Here is a 22,365-nt window from a genome sequence, read left to right as displayed (position 1 = left end):
ACCTTATACGTCAGCAGCCGGACCGCCGATCGGTGTTTCCGGACGCTCATCCTGCACTACCGGAGGTGTCCCGGAAGTACCGGTACCACCTGACCAGTCACGAGGTTCGCGAGGTGCACGACCCGCCATAATGTCATCGATCTGATCAGCATCGATCGTCTCGTACTTCATCAGCGCATCCGCCATGGCATCCAGCTTGTCACGGTTGTCCGTGAGGATCTGCTTGGCCGTGCCATAGCACTGGTCAATGATGCTGCGCACTTCGGAGTCGATCAGCTTGGCCGTCTCACCGGAGAAGCTTGCGCTCTGACCACCACCGCCGCGACCGAGGAACACTTCGCCCTCTTCTTCGGCATACATCAACGGACCGAGTTTTTCCGACAAGCCCCACTTGGTCACCATGTTCCGCGCAATCTGGCTGGCACGCATAATGTCGTTGGATGCACCGGTAGTAACACCATCGAAGCCCAGGGTCATTTCTTCGGCAATACGGCCACCGTACAGCGAGCAGATCTGACTGATCAGCGCACGCTTGGACAGGCTGTAGCGATCTTCTTCCGGCAGGAACATGGTCACACCCAGCGCACGACCGCGCGGGATGATCGAAACCTTGTAAACAGGATCATGTTCAGGTACGACGCGGCCAACGATAGCGTGGCCGGCTTCGTGATAAGCGGTATTCTGCTTTTCCTTCTCGGACATGACCATCGATTTGCGCTCGGCGCCCATCATGATTTTGTCTTTCGCCAGCTCAAACTCTTTCATTTCGACGATGCGCTTGCCGGCACGGGCGGCGAACAAAGAAGCTTCGTTCACCAGGTTGGCCAGATCAGCACCAGAGAAACCGGGCGTACCGCGAGCGATCACCGCTGGAGCGACGTCGTCACCCATTGGCACTTTGCGCATGTGGACTTTAAGAATCTGTTCGCGACCACGAATGTCTGGCAGACCGACCACAACCTGACGGTCGAAACGGCCTGGACGCAGCAACGCAGGGTCCAATACATCTGGACGGTTGGTTGCGGCGATCACGATGATGCCGTCATTCATTTCGAAGCCGTCCATCTCTACCAGCAACTGGTTGAGAGTCTGCTCGCGCTCATCGTGACCGCCGCCCATGCCGGCGCCACGGTGGCGACCAACGGCGTCGATTTCATCGATGAAGATGATACAAGGCGCGTGTTTCTTGGCCTGCTCGAACATGTCGCGAACACGGCTAGCACCGACACCGACGAACATTTCAACGAAGTCGGAACCGGAGATGGTGAAGAACGGTACTTTCGCTTCGCCGGCAATCGCCTTGGCCAGCAAGGTTTTACCAGTACCCGGAGGACCGACCATCAGTACGCCGCGGGGAATACGACCACCCAGACGCTGGAACTTGCCCGGATCACGGAGAAACTCAACCAGCTCGCCGACTTCTTCCTTGGCTTCGTCGCAACCGGCAACGTCAGCCAATGTGGTTTTCACCTGATCTTCGGAAAGCAGGCGCGCCTTGCTCTTGCCGAAGCTCATCGGCCCGCCCTTGCCGCCCGCACCGCCCTGCATCTGCCGCATGAAGAACATGAACACGGCGATGATCACCAGGATCGGGAAGCTTGCGACCAGGAGTTGAGTCCAGATGCTTTGCTGCTCAGGCTGCTTGCCTTCGACCACGACGTGGTTGTCCACGAGGTCGCCGATCAGCCCATTGTCCTGGATAGCCGGACGAATGGTCTTGAAGCTGTCGCCATCGTTGCGTTTACCGGTAATCACGTAGCCATCAACCGCTACGCGCTCGACCTTGCCATCCTTGACCTGCTGGATGAAGTCGGAATAGTTGAGGGTCTGCGGCTCGTTAGGGCTGGAGAAGTTGTTCATCACTGTCACCAGCACAGCCGCGATGATCAACCACAGGATCAGATTCTTTGCCATATCGTTCAATTAACTACCCTCTGAAGCAAGCTCCGCTAATGGCGCGCGCTTCGCATGATATTCACCGGCCTAACTTACTACATTACCTGCGGCTCTGGCAGGCGCCGTCTGTAACCCTTTGTGAAACACTTTCTACACAATATTCGCTAATGCTCACGGGGCGAAATACTAAAAACCTATCGCCCCGCCAAAAAACCTCGTTTTACTCACTACGGCCGCGGTAGCCCCAAGCCAGCATGTATTGCTCGCGGGAACTGCCACGGGAAGAATCCGGCTTGATCATCTGGACCTTGTCGAATTTCTGACGAGTGTCTTTCACGTAAGCATCAAACCCTTCACCCTGAAAAACCTTGATCACAAAATTACCACCCGGCTTGAGTATCCGAGCCGCCAGATCAAGAGCCAGCTCGCAAAGAAACATGGCTTTTGGCATGTCCACTTCAGGTGTACCACTCATATTGGGGGCCATATCGGAAATCACAAGGTCCACCTGCGAATTACCCACGGCTTCAAGGATCCGAGCGAGCACTTCGTCCTGGGTGAAGTCACCCTGGATGAAAGTCACGTCCGGAATGCTGTCCATTTCCAGGATGTCCGAGGCAATCAGGCGCCCCTGCCCACCGATCAGCCGGCTAGTGACCTGCGACCAGCCACCGGGCGCCGCACCCAGGTCGACAACGCTCATACCCGGACGGATCAGCTTGTATTTCTCCTGGACCTCCAGAAGCTTGTAACTCGCACGCGAGCGATAGCCATCCTTCTGCGCCTGCTTCACATAGGGATCATTGACATGTCTTTTCAGCCAACCAAGGCTTGTCTTGGAACGCGCCATTGGGCACCTCGATGATAAGGGTCGTGATTAATTGGGCGGATCCACGAACCCTCGGGTAAAATGGCCGCCATTTTACAGAATCCAGACGAAAGGGTCAGATTATGCCGCTCACTCAAGAGCAGAAGAAACAGTACAAATCCATTGGCCACCATCTGAAACCAGTTTTGATTGTGGCTGACAACGGTTTGACTGAAGGTGTGTTAGCCGAACTTGAACGCGCTTTGGCGGATCACGAGCTGATTAAAATCAAGCTCAACATCCTCGATCGCGAATCGCGTCTGGCGTCCATTGCAGAACTCTGCAAGGTCGGCAAAGCGGATCTGGTTCAGGTCATCGGCAAGATGGCACTGATTTACCGCAAGAACTTCAGCGTCAACAAGCAGCTGTCGAACGTCCATCGCTTCAAGTGATGGCAAGGGTCAAGGGTGTGCTTCGCGCACCCTGCCGCTCCTTCCCGCCACCGGCTGCAACACCAGTACCAGCCCGGAAAATCCCAAAACAAGATAGCTGAACACCTGCCAACGCACTGCATCCGGCCACACAAGGCGCACAGCGAAAAACATCGCGCACGCACATAGCGCAATCAGCAGCAGCTGCCCACGAATATCGCGCCATAGACTGGCAAGGCCCTCGGCCTTTACCAGCACCAAAGCCTGAAAAATCACACACGCTGCGGAAAATCCCACCATCAGCGCATTCATCATGCCTGCAATTTCGTCGATCAGCAGCGGCGCCAAACCTACTCGGCCCATCGCCGGCAACAGACCAATGTGTAACAACCACAGACCGCCGACCCACAACATCTGAGTCAGCTGCCAAGCCATGGCGCCCGCATGCAGCGGGCGCGGGCCTTTAGATGTGGCGGACTTCGACAATCTCGTACTCGATCACGCCACTCGGCGTTTTCACAGCAACCACATCACCCTCTTCCTTGGCAATCAAGGCGCGGGCCAGCGGCGAACCGACGGAAATCTTGCCGAGTTTGAAATCAGCTTCATCCTCACCCACGATATGGTAAGTGACGCGCTCATCGGTCTCGACGTTGGCGATTTCAACGGTGGTGCCGAAAATCACTTTGCCAGTGTGAGGTATGGTCGTGACGTCGATGATGACCTGATTCTGAATCCGGCCTTCGATATCACGAATCCGCGCCTCAACCATCCCCTGCTGCTCACGAGCAGCGTGGTATTCGGCGTTTTCCTTCAAGTCACCCAACTCGCGGGCCGTTCCGATGTCCTGGCTAAGCTTGGGACGGACGACCTTGGTCAGGTGAGCGTGTTCTTCTTCCAGAGCTTTCGCGCCCTGGACGGTCATTGGGTATTTGATCATGCCTTCAATCCTGCGTGTAGATCCTGCAAGCGGCGCACGGTCTTTTCGGGACCGAACTTCAGCGCTTCGCAGATGGCTTCGCCAGCAGCAATAGTCGTGGTGCAGTAGATCTTGTGCTGCAAGGCATTACGACGAATGGAGTACGAGTCAGCGATCGACTGACGACCTTCGGTTGTGTTGATGATCAGGGTAACTTCGTCATTCTTGATCATGTCGACCACGTGCGGACGGCCTTCGGTCACCTTGTTCACACGGCGCACTTTCAGGCCCGCAGCCTCGATCAGCTTGGCAGTACCGGCAGTGGCAACCACTTCGAAACCCAAGTTGATCAGATCACGGGCGACGCCTGCAACCAGAGGCTTGTCGTCGTCACGCACGCTGATGAACGCGGTACCGCCGGTCGGCAGCACTTCGCTGGCGCCCATCTGGGCCTTGGCGAATGCTTCGCCGAAGGTGTCGCCCACGCCCATCACTTCACCGGTGGATTTCATTTCTGGGCCGAGGATCGGGTCCACACCAGGGAATTTGGCGAATGGGAACACCGCCTCTTTCACGCTGTAGAAGTTCGGAATAATTTCTTTAGTGAAGCCGATTTCTTTCAGGGTTTTACCAGCCATCACGCGAGCCGCGATCATCGCCAGGGAAACACCGATGCACTTCGACACGAATGGAACGGTACGGGAAGCACGCGGATTGACTTCGATGACGTAGATGTCTTCGCCTTGCAGCGCCAACTGAACGTTCATCAGGCCGACAACGCCCAGTTCCAGGGCCATTTTCTTGACCTGTTCGCGCATCTCGTCCTGGATGTGTACAGGCAACGAGTACGGCGGCAGGGAGCACGCGGAGTCACCGGAGTGAACGCCAGCCTGTTCAATGTGCTGCATGATCGCGCCGATCACCACGTCGGTGCCATCGCAAACCGCATCCACGTCCATTTCGATAGCGCAGTTGAGGAAGTGGTCAAGCAACACCGGGCTATCGTTGGACACTTTCACTGCGTCACGCAGGTAGCGCTTCAGCTCTTCTTCTTCATAAACGATTTCCATCGCGCGTCCGCCAAGCACGTAGGACGGACGAACCACCAGCGGGTAACCGATCTTGGCGGCGGCACGAATCGCTTCGTCTTCGCTGCGCACGGTGGCGTTTGGCGGCTGACGCAGGTTCAAGCGCTCAACCATTTGCTGGAAGCGCTCACGGTCTTCGGCGCGGTCGATGGCGTCAGGGCTGGTGCCGATGATCGGCACGCCGGCCTCTTCGAGGGCGCGAGCCAGTTTCAGCGGGGTTTGGCCGCCGTACTGGACGATCACGCCTTTCGGCTTCTCGACGCGGACGATTTCCAGCACGTCTTCCAGGGTCACTGGTTCGAAGTACAGGCGATCGGAGGTGTCGTAGTCAGTGGAAACGGTTTCCGGGTTGCAGTTGACCATGATGGTCTCGTACCCGTCTTCGCGCAGCGCCAGTGCCGCGTGTACGCAGCAGTAGTCGAACTCGATACCCTGACCGATACGGTTAGGACCGCCGCCCAGGATCATGATCTTGTCACGGCCCGATGGCGCGGCTTCGCACTCTTCCTCGTAAGTCGAATACATGTAGGCAGTGTCTGTGGCGAACTCGGCCGCGCAAGTGTCAACGCGCTTGTAGACCGGAAAGATTTCCAGCTTGTGGCGGTGGCGACGCAAAGCCTTCTCGGTCACACCCAGCAGCTTGGCCAGACGCATGTCGGAGAAGCCTTTGCGCTTGAGGCGGAACATCACGTCACGGTCGATGCTGGCCAGACCCAGGGTCTTGACCTTCTCCTCTTCCTTGATCAGATCTTCGATCTGCACCAGGAACCACGGGTCGATCATGTTCATGCCGAAGATGTCTTCGACCGACAGGCCGGCGCGGAAGGCGTCAGCCACGTACCAGATGCGCTCGGCGCCCGGCACGGTCAGTTCGCGCTTAAGCACGCTCATGCTTTCCGGATTGCTCAGGTCGAGCTTCTCGTCCAGGCCGCAAACGCCCACTTCCAGACCACGAAGGGCTTTCTGCAGGGATTCCTGGAAGGTCCGGCCGATGGCCATGACTTCACCGACCGACTTCATTTGAGTGGTCAGGCGTGCGTCGGCTTTCGGGAATTTCTCGAAGGCAAAACGTGGCAGCTTGGTCACGACGTAGTCGATGGACGGCTCGAAGGACGCAGGCGTAGCGCCGCCGGTGATTTCGTTCGACAGTTCGTCGAGGGTGTAGCCGATCGCCAGCTTGGCAGCGATACGCGCAATCGGGAAACCAGTTGCTTTCGAGGCCAGGGCCGAAGAACGGGATACCCGCGGGTTCATCTCGATGACAACCATACGACCAGTGTCCGGGCAGATGCCGAACTGGACGTTGGAGCCACCGGTTTCCACGCCGATCTCACGCAATACCGCCAGGGAGGCGTTACGCATGATCTGGTATTCCTTGTCCGTCAGGGTCTGTGCTGGCGCAACAGTGATCGAGTCACCGGTGTGCACGCCCATCGGGTCAAAGTTTTCGATGGAGCAGACGATGATGCAGTTGTCCTTCTTATCGCGGACCACCTCCATCTCGTACTCTTTCCAGCCGATCAGGGATTCGTCGATCAGCAGCTCTTTGGTCGGAGACAGGTCCAGACCACGGGCGCAGATTTCTTCGAACTCCTCGCGGTTGTAAGCGATACCGCCGCCGGTGCCGCCCATGGTGAAGGACGGACGGATGATGCACGGGAAGCCAAGCTTCTCGAGCACCGCGTTGGCCTCTTCCATGCTGTGGGCGATACCCGAACGCGGGCAGTCCAGGCCGATGGATTTCATCGCCTTGTCGAAGCGCGAACGGTCTTCTGCCTTGTCGATGGTGTCAGCATTGGCACCGATCATCTCTACGCCGAACTTCTCCAGAACGCCTTCGCGCTCAAGGTCCAGTGCACAGTTCAGAGCGGTCTGGCCACCCATGGTTGGCAGCAGCGCGTCCGGACGCTCTTTCTCGATGATCTTGGCAACGGTCTGCCATTTGATCGGCTCAATGTACGTGGCGTCAGCCATGTCCGGGTCGGTCATGATGGTCGCTGGGTTGGAGTTCACCAGGATGACGCGGTAACCCTCTTCGCGCAGGGCTTTACAGGCCTGGGCGCCGGAGTAGTCGAATTCGCAGGCCTGGCCGATAACGATCGGGCCAGCGCCGAGAATCAGGATGCTTTTAATGTCTGTACGTTTTGGCATGGGTTTGTCACTCAAATCCGCAGGTCAGTCGGCAAGCCGTCTTGTTCAATCTTTGAAGCCTTGAGGGGGCCGCCGGTGTCGGGACCGCCCTCAAGCCTTGCACCAATAAAGGTGAGCGATCAGCGTCGCTTGGCCATCTCATTGATGAAGCGATCGAACAATGGCGCTACGTCGTTCGGGCCAGGACTGGCTTCCGGGTGACCCTGGAAGCTGAAGGCGCTCTTGTCGGTACGTTCGATACCTTGCAGGGTGCCGTCGAACAGCGATTTGTGAATCGCGCGAACGTTACCTGGCAGGGTCGCTTCGTCTACCGCAAAACCGTGGTTCTGGCTGGTGATCATCACCACACCGCTGTCCAGATCCTGGACCGGGTGGTTGGCACCGTGGTGGCCGTGCCCCATCTTCAGGGTCTTGGCGCCGGAGGCCAGAGCCAGCAGCTGGTGACCCAGGCAAATGCCGAATACCGGAATTTCGGTTTCCAACACATCTTTGATCGCCTGGATCGCGTAGTCGCAAGGCTCCGGGTCACCCGGGCCGTTGGACAGGAACACGCCGTCCGGCTTCATCGCCAGAACGTCGGCGGCTGGCGTCTGTGCAGGCACGACGGTCACGCGGCAACCGCGCTCGACCAGCATGCGCAAGATGTTCAGCTTGACGCCGTAGTCGTAGGCCACCACGTGGTACGGCAGCTCGGAAGCGTCGATGGTCGCGTGGCTGTCGGTTTTCAAGTCCCAGACCGTCGAGCGCCACTCGTACTGCTCTTTGGTGCTGACGACTTTTGCCAGGTCCATGCCTTTGAGGCCAGGGAAACCCTGTGCGGCGGCGATGGCAGCGGCTTCGGAAATGTTGTCACCGGCCATGATGCAGCCGTTCTGTGCGCCTTTTTCACGCAGGATGCGAGTCAGGCGGCGGGTGTCGATACCGGCGATAGCCACAACGTTGTTGGCTTTCAGGTAATCGGACAGAGACATCGTGTTACGCCAGTTGCTCGCAACCAGTGGCAGGTCACGGATGACCAGGCCAGCGGACCAGACGCGGTCGGACTCGGCGTCTTCCGGTGTGGTGCCGGTGTTGCCGATGTGCGGGTAAGTCAGGGTAACAATCTGCTGGGCGTAGGAAGGATCGGTAAGGATTTCCTGATAGCCGGTCATTGCGGTGTTAAACACCACCTCACCAACGGTTTGACCGTCGGCTCCAATGGCTTCGCCGCGAAAAATGCTGCCATCAGCAAGGGCGAGTATGGCTGGCTTAGTCAAGAAGACCTCCCGTAAATAAAGCCTGAAAGGGCGATCGCAGGTTGTAAAAAAGCGGAGTGACGTATGGACACGTCACCCCGCTTCTTCACCGAATAATTCTGCGCGCTTTTAGTGGACACACTAAAGCTGTAGCTTACAGAAAAAGGCATTTTTGGTCTACCGCCAATGAGCCCGAAAGGCTGGAGAATGCGACAGGTCGTCGCTTGGCGGAGTAAAAACGGGCTCAAGCGCTGCGCTTGAACCCGATTTCGCGCGCATCTTAACGCAAATCGAGCACGTCTTGCATGTCGTAGAGACCAGGCTCACGACCATCCAGCCACAACGCAGCACGCACCGCCCCCTTGGCGAAGGTCATGCGACTGGACGCCTTGTGCGTGATTTCGACACGCTCACCGTCGGCAGCGAACAGCACCGTGTGATCACCCACGATGTCACCGGCACGCACGGTGGCGAAGCCGATTGTCTCGCGAGCACGAGCGCCGGTTTGGCCTTCACGACCATAAACCGCCACTTTCTTCAGATCACGCCCCAGCGCATCGGCAATCACTTCACCCATGCGAACGGCGGTGCCGGACGGAGCATCGACTTTGTGCCGATGGTGGGCTTCAGTGATTTCGATATCGACATCATCACCCAACACGCGAGCAGCAGTGTCGAGCAACTTCAGGCAAAGATTGACGCCGACGCTGAAGTTGGCCGCGAAGACGATCGGAATGTCCTTGCCCGCCTCCGCCAGCAATTGCTTCTCTTCAACGCTGAAACCGGTGGTGCCGATAATCATCGCCTTGTGATGTTTGCGGCAGAACGCGAGGTTCTTCAGCGTCACCGTCGGGTGCGTGAAGTCGATCAACACATCGAACTCGTCAACCACCCGATCCAGATCACCCGACAATGGCACACCGATACGGCCCAGCGCAGCCAACTCACCGGCATCCGCCCCAACCAGCGAGCTGTCAGGACGATCAATGGCCGCCGTCAGACCGGCGCCAGGGGTTTGCTGCACCGCCTCGATCAGGGTTTTTCCCATGCGCCCGGCGGCGCCCATCACTGCAATACGTCGCATGCCCGTCTCCTTACAAATCGCCGAAGAAGCGCTTCACGCCTTCAAACCAACCGGTGGTTTTTGGCGAATGGCTGTTGTCGTCCGCCAGGGAGTTGCGGAACTCTTCCAGCAATTCTCGCTGACGACGACCCAGGTTGACCGGGGTTTCGACCGCCACACGGCACATCAAATCACCCGCTCCGCCGCCACGCACTGGCGCAACGCCTTTGCCGCGAACACGGAACTGCTTGCCGGTCTGGGTCCCCTCAGGGATTTTCAGCTTGACTCGACCATCAAGGGTCGGAATCTCCAGCTCGCCGCCCAACGCCGCATCGACAAAGCTGATCGGCACTTCGCAGAACAGGTGCTTGCCGTCACGCTGGAAGATCGCGTGCTCGCGCACATTGATCACCACGTACAGGTCGCCAGTCGGCCCACCCTGAGCGCCCGCTTCGCCTTCGCCGGACAGACGAATGCGGTCACCGGTATCGACACCGGCCGGCACTTTCACGGAAAGGGTTTTGTATTCTTCTACACGACCTTCGCCATTGCAGGAGTTGCACGGGTCGGAAATGATCTTGCCCTGACCGTGGCAGCGCGGGCAGGTTTGCTGCACCGAGAAGAAACCTTGCTGCATGCGGACCTGACCGATACCGCCGCAGGTCGGGCAAGTGACTGGCGAGGAGCCTTTCTTGGCACCCGAGCCGTCGCACGGCTTGCAGTTGACCAGTGATGGAACGCGGATATTCACGGTGGTACCGCGTACCGCTTCTTCCAGATTCAATTCCAGGGTGTAACGCAGGTCGCTGCCGCGCTGAGCACCACCACGGGAACCGCCGCGACCGCCACCGAAGAAGTCACTGAAGACATCGCCAAAGATGTCGGAGAAGTTCTGGCCGCCAAAACCGGCACCGCCGCCACCCATGCTTGGATCGACACCAGCATGACCGTACTGGTCGTAGGCCGCGCGCTTGCCAGAATCGGACAGCACTTCGTAGGCTTCGTTAGCCTCTTTGAACATTTCTTCCGACGCTTTGTCATCGGGATTACGGTCCGGGTGGTGCTTCATCGCCAGGCGACGGTAGGCCTTTTTCAGGTCCGCTTCGCTTGAGCCGCGCTCAACACCCAATACTTCGTAATAGTCACGCTTTGCCATAAGTCTTTGCACTCTTAAGGACGTCCGGCAAACCTCTCCTGAGCCTTGCCAAACTCGTTGAGCCCCAATACAGGCCCGGACCCAACTCACGTCAATTCAACGATCCTGGTCTTTGATTCATTGCGGTACTTTCGGCTCGAAAAGCAGGAGCATTCCCGGCCATACCCAGCACCCGAGCGTTGTCGCATGCTGTAAAAATTCGCTAACTCCAGACACGCCAACGCGGGAGCAAGCTCCCGCGCGGCGACATCCTACCAGTCACCGCCTGAAGGCAGTCAACCGGGCGACCAACAACTTACTTGTGGTCTTTGACTTCTTCGAACTCGGCATCGACAACGTCGTCAGCCTTTTCAGCTTTTTCGTCGTGCGGTGCCGCGCCTTCAGCAGGCTGAGCCTGTTCGGCGTACATCTTCTGCGCCACTGGAGCAGAGACTTTCGACAGTTCTTCAACCTTGGCTTCGATTGCAGCTTTGTCGTCGCCTTTAACAGCGGCTTCCAGAGCAACAACAGCGGCTTCGATTGCAGCCTTCTCTTCAGCAGTCACTTTATCGCCAGCATCTGCGACCATTTTGCGTGTCGAGTGAACCAGTGCATCGCCCTGGTTACGGGCAGCGGCCAGCTCTGCGAACTTGCTATCTTCCTCGGCATTGGCTTCAGCATCGCGAATCATCTGCTGAATTTCTTCCTCGGACAGACCGGAGTTGGCCTTGATCACGATCGACTGAGTCTTGCCAGTGGCCTTGTCTTTGGCGCCCACGTGCAGGATGCCGTTGGCGTCGATATCGAAGGTCACTTCAATTTGTGGCACGCCACGTGGTGCTGGCGGAATCTCGGCCAGGTCGAACTTGCCCAAAGACTTGTTCTGAGCCGCTTGCTTACGCTCGCCTTGCAGCACGTGAATGGTCACGGCGCCCTGGTTGTCATCGGCCGTCGAGAATACTTGCGATTTCTTGGTAGGAATCGTGGTGTTTTTCTCGATCAGCGCGGTCATCACGCCACCCATGGTTTCGATACCCAGGGTCAGCGGGCTGACGTCGAGCAGCAGAACGTCTTTAACATCGCCAGCCAACACGGCGCCCTGGATAGCAGCCCCCATGGCAACCGCTTCGTCCGGGTTCACGTCTTTGCGAGCTTCTTTGCCGAAGAACTCGGTTACCAGCTTCTGAACCAGTGGCATACGGGTCTGACCGCCCACCAGGATTACGTCGTTGATCGCGCCAACGTCGATACCGGAGTCTTTCAGAGCGATGCGGCAAGGTTCGATGGTGCGCTGAACCAGGTCTTCTACCAGCGCTTCGAGCTTGGCGCGGGAGATTTTCACGTTCAAGTGCTTAGGACCGGTGGCGTCTGCAGTGATATACGGCAGGTTCACGTCGGTCGACATGCTCGAGGACAGTTCGATCTTGGCTTTTTCAGCGGCTTCTTTCAGGCGCTGCATGGCCAGCGGGTCACCTTTAAGGTTCATGCCGCTTTCTTTCTTGAATTCGTCAACGAGGTAGTCGATCAGACGAATGTCAAAGTCTTCACCGCCCAGGAACGTGTCACCGTTGGTGGCCAATACTTCGAACTGGTGCTCGCCATCGACTTCCGCGATTTCGATCACGGAAACGTCGAAAGTACCGCCGCCCAAGTCGTAAACGATCACGGTGTGATCGCCCTTGGCCTTGTCCATACCGTAAGCCAGAGCGGCCGCGGTTGGTTCGTTGATGATGCGTTTAACGTCCAGACCCGCGATGCGGCCGGCGTCCTTGGTGGCTTGACGCTGGCTGTCGTTGAAGTAGGCCGGAACGGTGATCACCGCTTCAGTCACTGGCTCGCCAAGGTAGTCTTCGGCGGTTTTCTTCATTTTCTTCAGAATTTCAGCCGAGATTTGTGGCGGCGACATTTTCTGGCCGTTCACTTCTACCCACGCGTCGCCGTTGTCAGCCTTGGCGATTTTGTAAGGCACCATCTTGATGTCTTTCTGTACGACTTCTTCATCGAACTTACGACCGATCAGACGCTTCACCGCGTACAGGGTGTTATGCGGATTGGTCACAGCCTGACGCTTGGCCGACTGGCCAACCAGAATTTCGCCATCGTTGGCGTAAGCGATGATCGACGGCGTGGTACGCGCGCCTTCAGCGTTTTCAATAACTTTGGCTACGCCGTTTTCCAGCACGGAGACGCAGGAGTTGGTAGTCCCCAGGTCGATACCGATAATTTTGCCCATGTTCACTCTCCCGAAACTTTGGATTTGGTTGCCGCAGCAGTGGTGGCTAACTGCGGTAGCACTTAAACGCTTGACTTATAAATGGGGGCCTTGCGGCCAATTTCAAGCCTGCTCGTCAATCGAAGGCGAAACTGGTGCAGGGGCCTTGCTGACCACGACCATGGCCGGGCGCAGCAGGCGACCATTGAGCTGATAGCCCTTCTGGAACACCTTGAGCACGCTGTTTGGCTCGACATCGGCACTTTCCTGCATGGCCATTGCCTGATGCTGAACAGCATTAAACGGTTCGCCATGCGGATCGATGGCTTCCAGCTGATAGCGCTTCAGGGTGTCCTGGAACATTTTCAGGGTCAGCTCGATACCTTCGCGCATCGGGCGGATGCTTTCGTCGTCCGGGTTGGACAACTCCAGACCACGCTCAAGGCTGTCGACGATCGGCAGCAAATCGCCTGCGAATTTTTCCAGGGCAAATTTGTGCGCTTTTTCTACATCCTGCTCGGCGCGACGGCGGACGTTCTGCAGATCCGCGGCAACACGCAAAGCCTGATCCTGCGCGCCTGCCAGTTGCTCTTCGAGCACTTGTACACGAACCACCAGGTCTTCACCCGAAGCCGCGGAGCCTTGGTTGGCGTCTTGATTTTGCGTATCCACTGTCTGTTCGTCAGCCATAGATTTCTCCTTTCAATATCGTCCGTGAGCTCAACTCACGCTTCTGCCCCGGTATATGGGGCCGCAAAAATCAGCTTCAAGGGGTTTGTTGCGATTGCCCCTACAAAAAGCGCTACATTTCGATTACCCGATGCACCAGGCATTTCGTCAGACCGAGCAAATCGCGCCGGGCAAAGGCATTGTCAGGCGCAAATAAAACACTGTATAAATAACCAGACCTAAAGCCTGGGAGCGGCCTTTATGCTGGTGCACCTGTCCGTACATAACTACGCCATCGTTGAACACCTCGATCTCGAACTCGATCGAGGGATGAGCGTGATAACCGGGGAAACCGGCGCTGGCAAGTCGATCATGCTCGACGCCCTGGGGCTGACGCTGGGCGATCGCGCCGACAGTGGCGTGGTTCGCCCTGGTGCCGACAAGGCCGACATTCTGGCGACCTTTGACCTGGTCGATATCCCGGAGGCCAGCACCTGGCTCGCCGAGCGCGACCTCGAAAATGATGGCCCGTGCATTCTGCGTCGGGTGATCACTGCCGAAGGCCGTTCCCGCGGCTACATCAATGGCACACCCTGCCCGCTTGGCGACCTCAAGGCCTTGGGCGAGCTGCTGATCGATATCCACAGCCAGCACGAACACCAATCGCTGCTAAAAACCGACACTCATCGCCGCCTGCTCGACGAGTACGCCGGCGCGACGGACCTTGCCCGCCAGGTACAACTGGCGGCCCAACGCTGGCGCCAGACCCGCCAGGAACTGGAACGCCTTTCCAACTCCGGCGACGAGCAACGCGCCCGCCATCAATTGCTCAGCTATCAACTTGAAGAGCTTGAGAACCTCGGCCTCGGCGAAAACGAGCTGGAGCAACTGGAACAGGAACACAAGAACCTGACCAACGCCGAAACGTTGCTAGGCATCTGCCGACAAGTCGTCGAGCAGTGCAGCGAAAGTGACTCCGGCAATGTCCTGAACGCTCTGACCGCCAGCCTCAACCGCCTCTCAAGCGTCAACAACTCGATCGGCGCCCTGGGGGAGGCCAGCAGCCTGCTGACCAGCGCACAGATACAGGTAGAAGAAGCGGTGGGCGAGTTGAATCGCTTCCTCGACAACTTCGACGCCGACCCGGCGCGCCTGCAATACCTGGAAGAACGCCTCGATGCGATCTACACCATGGCGCGCAAACACCGCATCCAGCCGACGGAGGTCGCGGAGATGCAGCAGCGGCTGCTCGATGAAATCGAAACCCTGAATGCCAACGATGAATCCATCGAGCGGCTGAGCGATGAACTGGCCTCCTATGCCCGCCATTATCAGGTGAAGGCGCGCGAGTTGAGCGACTTGCGCCATCAAGCATCGAGCAGTCTGGCCAGCGCTGTTGAACAAGAAATTCAACGACTGGGCATGCCCGGTGGTCGTTTCACTATCGAACTGCGCCCTAACAGCAGCGATGAGCTTTTACCCAATGGCCTTGAACAGGTCGAGTTGCTGGTAAGCGCCAACCCTGGCCAGCCATTGAAGGCCTTGGCCAAAGTGGCATCCGGCGGCGAGCTGTCGCGGATCAGCCTGGCGATTCAGGTGATCACCGCACAGACCTCTCGTGTACCGACGCTGGTGTTCGACGAAGTAGACGTAGGTATTGGCGGCCCGACTGCCGAGATCGTTGGCCAACTGTTACGCCGACTCGGGGAACGTGGGCAGGTGCTGACGGTGACTCACTTGCCGCAAGTGGCGGCGCAGGGCCACCAACATTTATTCGTGCACAAGGTTCGCGGCGAAGAGGCGACCCACACAGCCGTTTCCAAGCTGAGCAAGAATGATCGAGTGGAGGAAGTGGCGCGGATGCTGGGTGGCATCGACCTGACCAAGGAATCCCTGGCTCACGCAAAAAAAATGGTCGTCACCGCAAAGTTTTAAGAACGCCAGACAGCACGAAGGCGACCCTGGGGTCGCCTTCGTTCGTTTCGCGAATGTGAAATTCGCGCGACATGCTTACTTTTTCTTGCGTACGTACAGCACCAGATTGTGATCGACCATCTCGAAACCATACTTTTCGACGATGGCTTTCTGCAGGCGCTCGATTTCTTCGTCGAAGAATTCGATCACTTCGCTGGTTTCGACGTTGACCATATGGTCGTGATGCTTGCCGTCATCCAGCTCGAAGACCGCGTGGCCTCCGTCGAAGTTGTGCCGCACCACAAGGCCAGCTGCCTCGAACTGAGTCAGTACCCGGTAAACCGTGGCCAGACCGACGTCCTCGCCAGCCTCCATCAGCGCCTTATAGACATCTTCGGCACTCATGTGGCGCTGCTCAGCGGAATCGAGCATTTGCAGAATTTTGACCCGTGGCAGGGTCACTTTGAGGCCGGCTTTGCGTAGTTCGCTATTTTCAACCATGGTCAGCTTTCTCGCGATGCTGCTTCGCAGCTTCTCTTAATGCGGGTATGATCGGCGTTTACGTTGTCCCAGCCAAGATAGTGGAAGTCGCCCACCGATGCAAAACACCAAGCTCTTGCTAACCAGTTTCACCTTTGTGGGACTGCTCGCACTCGCCGGTTGTTCATTCCCCGGGGTTTACAAAATCGACATCCAACAGGGCAATGTCGTCACGCAGGACATGATAGACCAGTTACGCCCGGGAATGACCCGTAAACAAGTACGGTTTATCATGGGTAACCCTCTGCTAACCGACACGTTCCATGCCGATCGCTGGGATTATCTATACAGCCTGCAACCGGGTGGCGGTGAACGCCAACAGGAACGCATTAGCATCATCTTCAACTCAAATGATCAGCTTGTCAGCCTCTCTGGCGATTTCATGCCAGGCATGAGCCGCGACGAAGCCATTCTTGGCAAGGACAGTGCCACGCCAGTCACTGCACCTGTACAAAACGTCGAGAAGCCGAAACCGGAAAAACCGGTCAAGCCAGGTTCGTTACTGGACCAGATTCAGAAGGACGTCGACGGTGTAGAAACCGTTCCAGTCCCGACGCCGAGACCACTGGACACCACGCCGCAATAATTTGCGACGCAATAAAAAACCCGGAATATCCGGGTTTTTTATTGTCCCGCGTTTAGCGGCTCACTGATTTCGGGCTTTGGCCTCGGCCGCTTTGGCGGCACGCAACCGACGAACCTCCTTCGGATCCGCCAGTAATGGCCGGTAAATCTCGATGCGATCTCCTGCCTGTACCGCGCGCACTTGTGGGTCGGCTATGACCTTGCCGAATATTCCCACCGGGCAATTAACAAGATCCAGCTCAGGAAATTGCACGCCTACCGCAGATCGGCGTAACGCTTCGCGCACCGATGTGCCCTCAGGCACATTGACCACTAGCAACACCTGACGATCAACGGCGGCATACACCACCTCGACCTCGATCACAGCCTCAACCATGAATCTGCTTGGCGCGCTGGCAAAACGCGTCCATCAATGTGTTGGCCGCCTGATTGAATAAGGGCCCCAACGTCGCGCGAACAATCGGTCCGGCGTAGTCGAACGACAGGTCCAGACTGATCTTGCAGGCCTTCTCAGTCAGCGGCTTGAACACCCAGATACCATGCAATTGAGTGAAAGGGCCTTCTTCGAGATTCATTTCGATCGAATGGCCGGGCACCAACGTATTTTTTGTTACGAAATGCTGACTAAGCCCACCTTTAGCCACACCCACACTGGCACGCATGTGCTCGGGTGAGCTTTCCAGAACTTCAGCAGCCGAGCACCACGGCAGAAACTCCGGATAACGCGCTACGTCGTTGACCAGGTCATACAGGGCCTGCGCCGGGTACGGCAGCAAGGCCGAACGTTGAATATGCGTCGTCATGTCAGCGTCACTTCCACAGCTGTGCGGCAAACACTACGAGAATGCCGATGGGCGCCACATAGCGCATCAAAAACAGGGACAAGCCAAACAGCATCGGGCTGCGGATCGACAACTCGTCACGCACCGCTTCACGCCCCATGATCCAGCCTGCAAACACCACGAAACACAAACCACCGAGTGGCAACATGATCCGCGAAGTGAAGAAGTCGATCACGCCAAAGAAGTCCAGACCGCCGGCCGCCCCCCATTGGTAGAGATGGAACATCCCGCCTTCGTTCACGAAAAATTTGGCATCCTTCCAGATATTGAAGGAGAACACGGTGCCCAAACCGACGAACCAGCAGGTGAATGCCAACCAGAACGTTACCCAGGCACGGCTGACTTTGGTGCGTTCAACCAGGTACGCGACCATCGGTTCCAGTAGTGAAATCGCCGAACTCCAGGCGGCGACCGCGACCAGCACGAAGAACACTACGCCCATCAACTGGCCGAACGCTACGTTACCAAAGGCAAAGGGCAGGCTGACAAACATCAGGCCAGGGCCTTCGCTCGGGTTCAGCCCCGCGGCGAACACAATCGGAAACAATGCCAGGCCAGCCACCAAAGAAACGAACGTATCGAGCAGCGCCACACCGACGATTGTGCCGGAAATTGACGAGTGCTTCGGCATATAAGCGCCGTAGATCATGATCGAGCCGACGCCCACACTCAGCGAAAAGAACGCATGACCCATGGCGGGCAGCAAACCGTCGAGGACTTTTTCCGGGTGGAAGTCGAACATGAAATGCACGCCCTCCATGAAATGGCCGGTGGTCATGCTGTAACCCAGCAGAACGATAACCATCACAAACAGCAGCGGCATCATGATGCGCAAACTGCGCTCAAGCCCGGCGACCACGCCTTTGGCGATCACAACGGCCGATAGCAGCATGAAAATCGTGTGCCAAAGTGTCAGGCGCCAAGGATCGGAAATTACATCGCCGAAGTACGCGCCTACCTGATCAGCCGTCACCCCCTGAAAATCGCCACGCCCCATGTCGATGATGTAATCCAGCGACCAGCCGCCGACCACACTATAGAAAGACAGGATCAGCAACGCCGTGACCATCCCGGCGAAAGCGCCCCAGGACCACTTCGCCGAGTGCCCCGCCTCCAGCGCCAGCACCTTCAAGGCGTTGGCTGGACTTTGCCGTGCACGACGGCCGATCAGGGTTTCAGCCAACATGACCGGCACGCCGATCAGCGCGATACAGGCCAGGAACATCAGCACAAAAGCTCCGCCGCCGTAAACGCCGACCATGTACGGGAATTTCCAGATACTACCCAGGCCCACGGCCGAACCGGTCGCGGCGAGTATGAAGACCCAGCGGCTAGCCCAACTGCCGTGGACAGAAACCTTGTCTGTCGACATCGTTATCACGCCCAAGCGTTCAAAAAAGAGGCCGCATTGTCCGGGATTCAATCAACCTGCTCAAGCACGTAGCGATACCGTAGCCGACTCGCGCGCAACTCCCTATAATGCCGCCCCTATGGCTAAACAGAAGAAACACCCAACAGGGACCATCGCGCAGAACAAAAAGGCGCGACACGATTACTTCATCGAGCATAAGTTCGAGGCTGGTCTGGTCCTGGCCGGCTGGGAAGTAAAAAGTTTGCGGGCAAGCAAGCTGCAACTGGTCGACAGTTACGTGCTGCTCAAGGATGGCGAAGCCTGGCTGCTCGGCAGTCACATCACGCCGCTGATGACTGCCAGCACCCACGTCATTGCTGACCCGACCCGTACCCGAAAATTGCTGCTCAACCGTCGCGAACTGGAAAAGCTGGCTACCGCCGTGCAGCAAAAAGGTTACGCCTGCGTGTGCCTGTCCTGGTACTGGAGCAAGCACATGGTCAAGTGCGAGATTGCGCTGGGCAAGGGCAAGAAGGAATACGACAAGCGTGACACCGAACGCGAACGCGACGCCGGTCGTGAATTGGCGCGCGCTGTGCGCAACAAGGGCAAAGAGGATTAATTTCCTTTCTGCTTGAGACCGCTTTCGCGAACAGGCTCGCTCTCACATTGATTTTTCTAGCGCCACAGATCAAATGTGGGAGCGCGCCTGTCGCGATGGCGATCGCATGTACACCACAAAATCCACTGACTACATCCCCTTGCGCCGCTCCGCCCGAGCCATGCGCTGCACTTCCTGACGCACTTCTTCCAGCACTTCCTGTACATACAAGATGTGTCGACTGGACACTTCCCGCGCTTGCTCCGCCCGGCCCTCGATAATCGCCGTGTACAACTCCCGGTGCTGCGTGATCAGCATGTCGCGAGTTTCCGTGCGCTGCTTGTACATGCCGCCAATGTTGGTCACCACATTGCGCTTTAGCAGATCGAACAGCCCGCGAATCGTGTGCAGCAGCACCGCGTTATGGCTGGCTTCAGCAATGGCCAGGTGGAAACTGGCGTCTGCTGCGCCCTCTTCAGCCCGGCTCACGTCGTCATGCCGCGAATAGCAGTCCTGCAATACTTCAAACGCGGCCGTCAGCCGCTCACGATCCACATCGGTGGCGCGCAGCGCCGCGTAATAAGCGCAGGACGCTTCCAGGGTGTGGCGAAACTCCAGCAGATCACGCTGCGCCTCGGGGTTGTTTTCCAGCAGGTGCAGCAGTGGATCGCTGAAGGTCGACCCCAACGAGTCGACGACATAATTGCCCCCGCCCTGACGACTGACCAGCAAGCCCTTGGCGGCCAGTTTCTGAATCGCCTCGCGCAATGATGGGCGCGACACGCCGAACTGCTCAGCCAGCGCACGTTCGGCCGGCAAGCGCTCACCGGACTTCAGCGTGCCTTCAAGGATCATCCCCTCGAGCCGCTCGACAATATCGTCAGACAAACGGCGCTGACGAATCTGATCAAACCCCATAACTCAACTCTCCACGATCCCGACCGCTCGCCGGCTGTCTATTCTGGCCTATTGGCGCGGCGTCAGCACCTGGCAGGACGACGCTCCATCAAACCGGTCAGTGGCATTGCACACGGCGTATTCGACAAAAGTTTTAGGGCGGCAAATTGACACACCGCACAGAAGGCTTTTACCCTAGCCAACAGCGATTGTAAATTGGTATTACCAATTAACCAAGAACGCTGCCCAGTGCCTGACCAACAACAACTAGGGGCCACCCCATATGCAAACCTGGCAACAGCTCTATACCCCGCTCGGCAGTCTCGGCATCTCCGCCCTCGCGGCCGTTATCCCTATCGTGTTTTTCTTCCTGGCGTTGGCGGTGTTCCGCCTCAAAGGCCACGTGGCTGGCAGCATCACCCTGGCGTTGTCTATTGCCGTGGCGATCTTTGCCTTCCAGATGCCAGTCGATATGGCGTTCGCCGCCGCCGGGTATGGCTTCGCTTACGGTCTGTGGCCCATCGCCTGGATCATTGTGGCGGCCGTGTTCCTCTACAAACTGACGGTCAAGAGCGGCCAGTTTGAAGTCATCCGCAGCTCGGTACTGTCGATCACCGACGACCAGCGTTTGCAGGTGCTGCTGATCGGGTTCTGCTTCGGTGCGTTCCTCGAAGGCGCCGCCGGTTTCGGCGCGCCGGTCGCGATCACCGCCGCGCTTTTGGTCGGACTAGGCTTCAATCCGCTGTACGCCGCCGGGCTGTGCCTGATTGCCAACACCGCACCCGTCGCATTCGGTGCCTTGGGGATTCCGATCATCGTGGCCGGGCAAGTGACCGGCATCGACGCGTTCAAGATCGGCGCAATGACCGGTCGCCAGCTGCCGCTGCTGTCGCTGTTCGTGCCGTTCTGGCTGGTGTTCATGATGGATGGCATGCGCGGTGTGAAGGAAACCTGGCCTGCCGCGCTGGTGGCCGGTTTGAGCTTTGCCATGACCCAATACTTCACTTCAAACTTCATTGGCCCGGAACTGCCGGACATCACCTCGGCCCTGGTCAGCCTGATTTCCCTGACCCTGTTCCTCAAAGTCTGGCAGCCAAAACGCGCCGCCGGCCAACACATCGCCGGTGCCGTCTCGGCGTCCGTGGTGACCGCCAGCGTGGGCGGTTTCGGCCAGAAGCGCACCACCGTCGCTTCGCCTTACAGCCTCCTGGAAATCATCAAAGCCTGGTCGCCGTTCCTGATCCTCACCGTACTGGTCACCCTCTGGACCCTGAAACCGTTCAAGGCGATGTTTGCTGTCGGCGGTTCGATGTACAGCTGGGTATTCAACTTCGCCATCCCGCACCTGGATCAAATGGTGATCAAGGTTGCACCGATCGTGGCGGCGCCGACTGCCATCCCTGCGGTGTTCAAACTCGATCCGATCTCGGCGACCGGCACCGCTATTTTCTTTTCCGCGCTGATCTCGATGCTGATATTGAAGATCAACATTAAAACTGGTCTGACCACTTTGAGAGAAACCTTCTTCGAGCTGCGCTGGCCGATTCTGTCAATCGGCATGGTGCTGGCGTTTGCCTTCGTCACCAACTACTCGGGCATGTCCTCGACCATGGCCCTGGTACTGGCCGGCACCGGCGCGGCATTCCCGTTCTTCTCGCCGTTCCTCGGCTGGCTGGGTGTGTTCCTGACCGGTTCCGACACTTCGTCCAACGCGCTGTTCAGCTCGTTGCAAGCGACCACTGCACACCAGATCGGCGTCAACGATGTGTTGCTGGTAGCGGCGAACACCAGCGGCGGCGTGACCGGCAAGATGATCTCGCCACAATCGATCGCCGTGGCCTGCGCTGCGACCGGTCTGGTGGGCAAGGAATCGGATCTGTTCCGCTTCACCCTCAAGCACAGCCTATTCTTTGCAACGATAGTCGGTTTGATCACCCTGGCTCAGGCCTACTGGTTCACCGGCATGCTGGTGCACTAAGTACTACACGTTAAAAAGCAAAAACCGACGCCGGACCACGATTCCGGTGT

The 22,365-nt window shown here is 57.7% G+C and carries 20 protein-coding genes; 5 read left to right on the top strand and 15 right to left on the bottom strand.

Annotated features, from left to right (window positions below; all coding sequences use genetic code 11):
* Window positions 1–3: 3 nt before the first annotated feature.
* Window positions 4–1,914, bottom strand: a complete 1,911-nt coding sequence (gene ftsH, locus AC3ISI_RS03690; protein WP_032833566.1) for an ATP-dependent zinc metalloprotease FtsH — start codon at window positions 1,912–1,914, stop codon at window positions 4–6.
* 202 nt (window positions 1,915–2,116) lie between these two features.
* A complete protein-coding gene (gene rlmE, locus AC3ISI_RS03685; RefSeq protein WP_489335522.1) occupies window positions 2,117–2,746 on the bottom strand; it encodes a 23S rRNA (uridine(2552)-2'-O)-methyltransferase RlmE in 630 nt (209 codons plus the stop codon).
* Window positions 2,747–2,847: 101 nt separating this feature from the next.
* Here rlmE and AC3ISI_RS03680 point away from each other — a divergent pair, with 101 nt between their 5' ends.
* Entirely contained in the window at window positions 2,848–3,156 is a 309-nt protein-coding gene (locus tag AC3ISI_RS03680; protein ID WP_007942889.1) for a YhbY family RNA-binding protein, read from the top strand.
* Between the two features lie 9 nt (window positions 3,157–3,165).
* On the opposite strand, the gene AC3ISI_RS03675 is transcribed toward AC3ISI_RS03680, so the two are convergent.
* From AC3ISI_RS03675 to grpE, 8 genes are all read right to left on the bottom strand, one after another.
* Entirely contained in the window at window positions 3,166–3,570 is a 405-nt protein-coding gene (locus tag AC3ISI_RS03675) for an MFS transporter (protein ID WP_489335521.1), read from the bottom strand.
* A 28-nt stretch (window positions 3,571–3,598) separates the two neighbouring features.
* On the bottom strand, window positions 3,599–4,075 hold the full coding sequence (gene greA / locus AC3ISI_RS03670; protein WP_310264040.1) for a transcription elongation factor GreA: 477 nt from the start codon (window positions 4,073–4,075) through the stop codon (window positions 3,599–3,601).
* Entirely contained in the window at window positions 4,072–7,293 is a 3,222-nt protein-coding gene (carB, locus tag AC3ISI_RS03665; RefSeq protein WP_489335520.1) for a carbamoyl-phosphate synthase large subunit, read from the bottom strand. Before carB ends, greA begins: the two co-directional genes overlap by 4 nt.
* A 119-nt stretch (window positions 7,294–7,412) precedes the next feature.
* Window positions 7,413–8,549 carry a glutamine-hydrolyzing carbamoyl-phosphate synthase small subunit gene (gene carA / locus AC3ISI_RS03660; RefSeq protein ID WP_489335519.1) on the bottom strand — a complete coding sequence of 379 codons (1,137 nt, stop codon included), beginning with the start codon at window positions 8,547–8,549 and terminating at the stop codon, window positions 7,413–7,415.
* Window positions 8,550–8,808: 259 nt separating this feature from the next.
* Entirely contained in the window at window positions 8,809–9,612 is an 804-nt protein-coding gene (dapB, locus tag AC3ISI_RS03655; protein WP_477792889.1) for a 4-hydroxy-tetrahydrodipicolinate reductase, read from the bottom strand.
* Window positions 9,613–9,622: 10 nt separating this feature from the next.
* Window positions 9,623–10,747 carry a molecular chaperone DnaJ gene (gene dnaJ, locus AC3ISI_RS03650; RefSeq protein ID WP_489335518.1) on the bottom strand — a complete coding sequence of 375 codons (1,125 nt, stop codon included), beginning with the start codon at window positions 10,745–10,747 and terminating at the stop codon, window positions 9,623–9,625.
* Window positions 10,748–11,042: 295 nt separating this feature from the next.
* Window positions 11,043–12,959: a molecular chaperone DnaK gene (dnaK, locus tag AC3ISI_RS03645; protein WP_489335517.1), complete on the bottom strand. Its 1,917-nt coding sequence runs from the start codon at window positions 12,957–12,959 to the stop codon at window positions 11,043–11,045.
* Window positions 12,960–13,061: 102 nt separating this feature from the next.
* Complete coding sequence (gene grpE / locus AC3ISI_RS03640; protein ID WP_489335516.1) at window positions 13,062–13,628, bottom strand: nucleotide exchange factor GrpE; 567 nt, start codon at window positions 13,626–13,628, stop codon at window positions 13,062–13,064.
* 240 nt (window positions 13,629–13,868) lie between these two features.
* Between grpE and recN the strand changes: the two genes are divergently transcribed.
* Window positions 13,869–15,542 (top strand): DNA repair protein RecN, encoded by a 1,674-nt coding sequence (gene recN / locus AC3ISI_RS03635; protein WP_489335515.1) that lies wholly within the window; start codon window positions 13,869–13,871, stop codon window positions 15,540–15,542.
* 75 nt (window positions 15,543–15,617) lie between these two features.
* Here the strand turns inward: recN and fur are convergent, their stop codons facing one another.
* Window positions 15,618–16,022 carry a ferric iron uptake transcriptional regulator gene (gene fur, locus AC3ISI_RS03630; RefSeq protein ID WP_026013299.1) on the bottom strand — a complete coding sequence of 135 codons (405 nt, stop codon included), beginning with the start codon at window positions 16,020–16,022 and terminating at the stop codon, window positions 15,618–15,620.
* 97 nt (window positions 16,023–16,119) lie between these two features.
* Here fur and AC3ISI_RS03625 point away from each other — a divergent pair, with 97 nt between their 5' ends.
* On the top strand, window positions 16,120–16,647 hold the full coding sequence (locus tag AC3ISI_RS03625) for an outer membrane protein assembly factor BamE (protein ID WP_489335514.1): 528 nt from the start codon (window positions 16,120–16,122) through the stop codon (window positions 16,645–16,647).
* A gap of 60 nt (window positions 16,648–16,707) precedes the next feature.
* Here AC3ISI_RS03625 and AC3ISI_RS03620 read toward each other — a convergent pair whose 3' ends face one another.
* From AC3ISI_RS03620 to AC3ISI_RS03610, 3 genes are read right to left on the bottom strand one after another with little or no spacing between them, the layout of a single operon-like run.
* Complete coding sequence (locus AC3ISI_RS03620) at window positions 16,708–17,022, bottom strand: RnfH family protein (protein ID WP_489335513.1); 315 nt, start codon at window positions 17,020–17,022, stop codon at window positions 16,708–16,710.
* Window positions 17,015–17,449 (bottom strand): type II toxin-antitoxin system RatA family toxin, encoded by a 435-nt coding sequence (locus AC3ISI_RS03615; protein ID WP_489335512.1) that lies wholly within the window; start codon window positions 17,447–17,449, stop codon window positions 17,015–17,017. Before AC3ISI_RS03615 ends, AC3ISI_RS03620 begins: the two co-directional genes overlap by 8 nt.
* Before the next feature lie 7 nt (window positions 17,450–17,456).
* Complete coding sequence (locus tag AC3ISI_RS03610) at window positions 17,457–18,860, bottom strand: sodium-dependent transporter (RefSeq protein WP_489335511.1); 1,404 nt, start codon at window positions 18,858–18,860, stop codon at window positions 17,457–17,459.
* 118 nt (window positions 18,861–18,978) lie between these two features.
* Here AC3ISI_RS03610 and smpB point away from each other — a divergent pair, with 118 nt between their 5' ends.
* On the top strand, window positions 18,979–19,461 hold the full coding sequence (gene smpB, locus AC3ISI_RS03605) for an SsrA-binding protein SmpB (RefSeq protein ID WP_007942908.1): 483 nt from the start codon (window positions 18,979–18,981) through the stop codon (window positions 19,459–19,461).
* A 129-nt stretch (window positions 19,462–19,590) separates the two neighbouring features.
* Here the strand turns inward: smpB and AC3ISI_RS03600 are convergent, their stop codons facing one another.
* Window positions 19,591–20,358 carry an FCD domain-containing protein gene (locus tag AC3ISI_RS03600; RefSeq protein WP_223516354.1) on the bottom strand — a complete coding sequence of 256 codons (768 nt, stop codon included), beginning with the start codon at window positions 20,356–20,358 and terminating at the stop codon, window positions 19,591–19,593.
* Window positions 20,359–20,620: 262 nt separating this feature from the next.
* Between AC3ISI_RS03600 and AC3ISI_RS03595 the strand changes: the two genes are divergently transcribed.
* Window positions 20,621–22,315, top strand: a complete 1,695-nt coding sequence (locus tag AC3ISI_RS03595; protein WP_489335510.1) for a lactate permease LctP family transporter — start codon at window positions 20,621–20,623, stop codon at window positions 22,313–22,315.
* The last annotated feature ends 50 nt before the right edge of the window (window positions 22,316–22,365 follow it).

Source organism: Pseudomonas sp. GL_139_B (assembly GCF_057834475.1).
The sequence above is the reverse complement of the archived record's forward strand: the minus strand, read 5'-3'. Positions and strand labels throughout refer to the sequence as shown.

Bases quoted from the DNA above. Each gene is read 5' to 3' on its own strand.
- greA (WP_310264040.1), bottom strand. From the start codon at position 4,075: ATGATCAAATACCCAATGACCGTCCAGGGCGCGAAAGCTCTGGAAGAA.
- AC3ISI_RS03600 (WP_223516354.1), bottom strand. From the start codon at position 20,358: ATGGGGTTTGATCAGATTCGTCAGCGCCGTTTGTCTGACGATATTGTC.
- ftsH (WP_032833566.1), bottom strand. From the start codon at position 1,914: ATGGCAAAGAATCTGATCCTGTGGTTGATCATCGCGGCTGTGCTGGTG.
- dnaJ (WP_489335518.1), bottom strand. From the start codon at position 10,747: ATGGCAAAGCGTGACTATTACGAAGTATTGGGTGTTGAGCGCGGCTCA.
- AC3ISI_RS03610 (WP_489335511.1), bottom strand. From the start codon at position 18,860: ATGTCGACAGACAAGGTTTCTGTCCACGGCAGTTGGGCTAGCCGCTGG.
- AC3ISI_RS03620 (WP_489335513.1), bottom strand. From the start codon at position 17,022: ATGGTTGAGGCTGTGATCGAGGTCGAGGTGGTGTATGCCGCCGTTGAT.
- dapB (WP_477792889.1), bottom strand. From the start codon at position 9,612: ATGCGACGTATTGCAGTGATGGGCGCCGCCGGGCGCATGGGAAAAACC.
- AC3ISI_RS03675 (WP_489335521.1), bottom strand. From the start codon at position 3,570: ATGGCTTGGCAGCTGACTCAGATGTTGTGGGTCGGCGGTCTGTGGTTG.
- fur (WP_026013299.1), bottom strand. From the start codon at position 16,022: ATGGTTGAAAATAGCGAACTACGCAAAGCCGGCCTCAAAGTGACCCTG.
- AC3ISI_RS03680 (WP_007942889.1), top strand. From the start codon at position 2,848: ATGCCGCTCACTCAAGAGCAGAAGAAACAGTACAAATCCATTGGCCAC.
- carB (WP_489335520.1), bottom strand. From the start codon at position 7,293: ATGCCAAAACGTACAGACATTAAAAGCATCCTGATTCTCGGCGCTGGC.
- AC3ISI_RS03595 (WP_489335510.1), top strand. From the start codon at position 20,621: ATGCAAACCTGGCAACAGCTCTATACCCCGCTCGGCAGTCTCGGCATC.
- AC3ISI_RS03615 (WP_489335512.1), bottom strand. From the start codon at position 17,449: ATGACGACGCATATTCAACGTTCGGCCTTGCTGCCGTACCCGGCGCAG.
- smpB (WP_007942908.1), top strand. From the start codon at position 18,979: ATGGCTAAACAGAAGAAACACCCAACAGGGACCATCGCGCAGAACAAA.
- AC3ISI_RS03625 (WP_489335514.1), top strand. From the start codon at position 16,120: ATGCAAAACACCAAGCTCTTGCTAACCAGTTTCACCTTTGTGGGACTG.
- grpE (WP_489335516.1), bottom strand. From the start codon at position 13,628: ATGGCTGACGAACAGACAGTGGATACGCAAAATCAAGACGCCAACCAA.
- recN (WP_489335515.1), top strand. From the start codon at position 13,869: ATGCTGGTGCACCTGTCCGTACATAACTACGCCATCGTTGAACACCTC.
- rlmE (WP_489335522.1), bottom strand. From the start codon at position 2,746: ATGGCGCGTTCCAAGACAAGCCTTGGTTGGCTGAAAAGACATGTCAAT.
- dnaK (WP_489335517.1), bottom strand. From the start codon at position 12,959: ATGGGCAAAATTATCGGTATCGACCTGGGGACTACCAACTCCTGCGTC.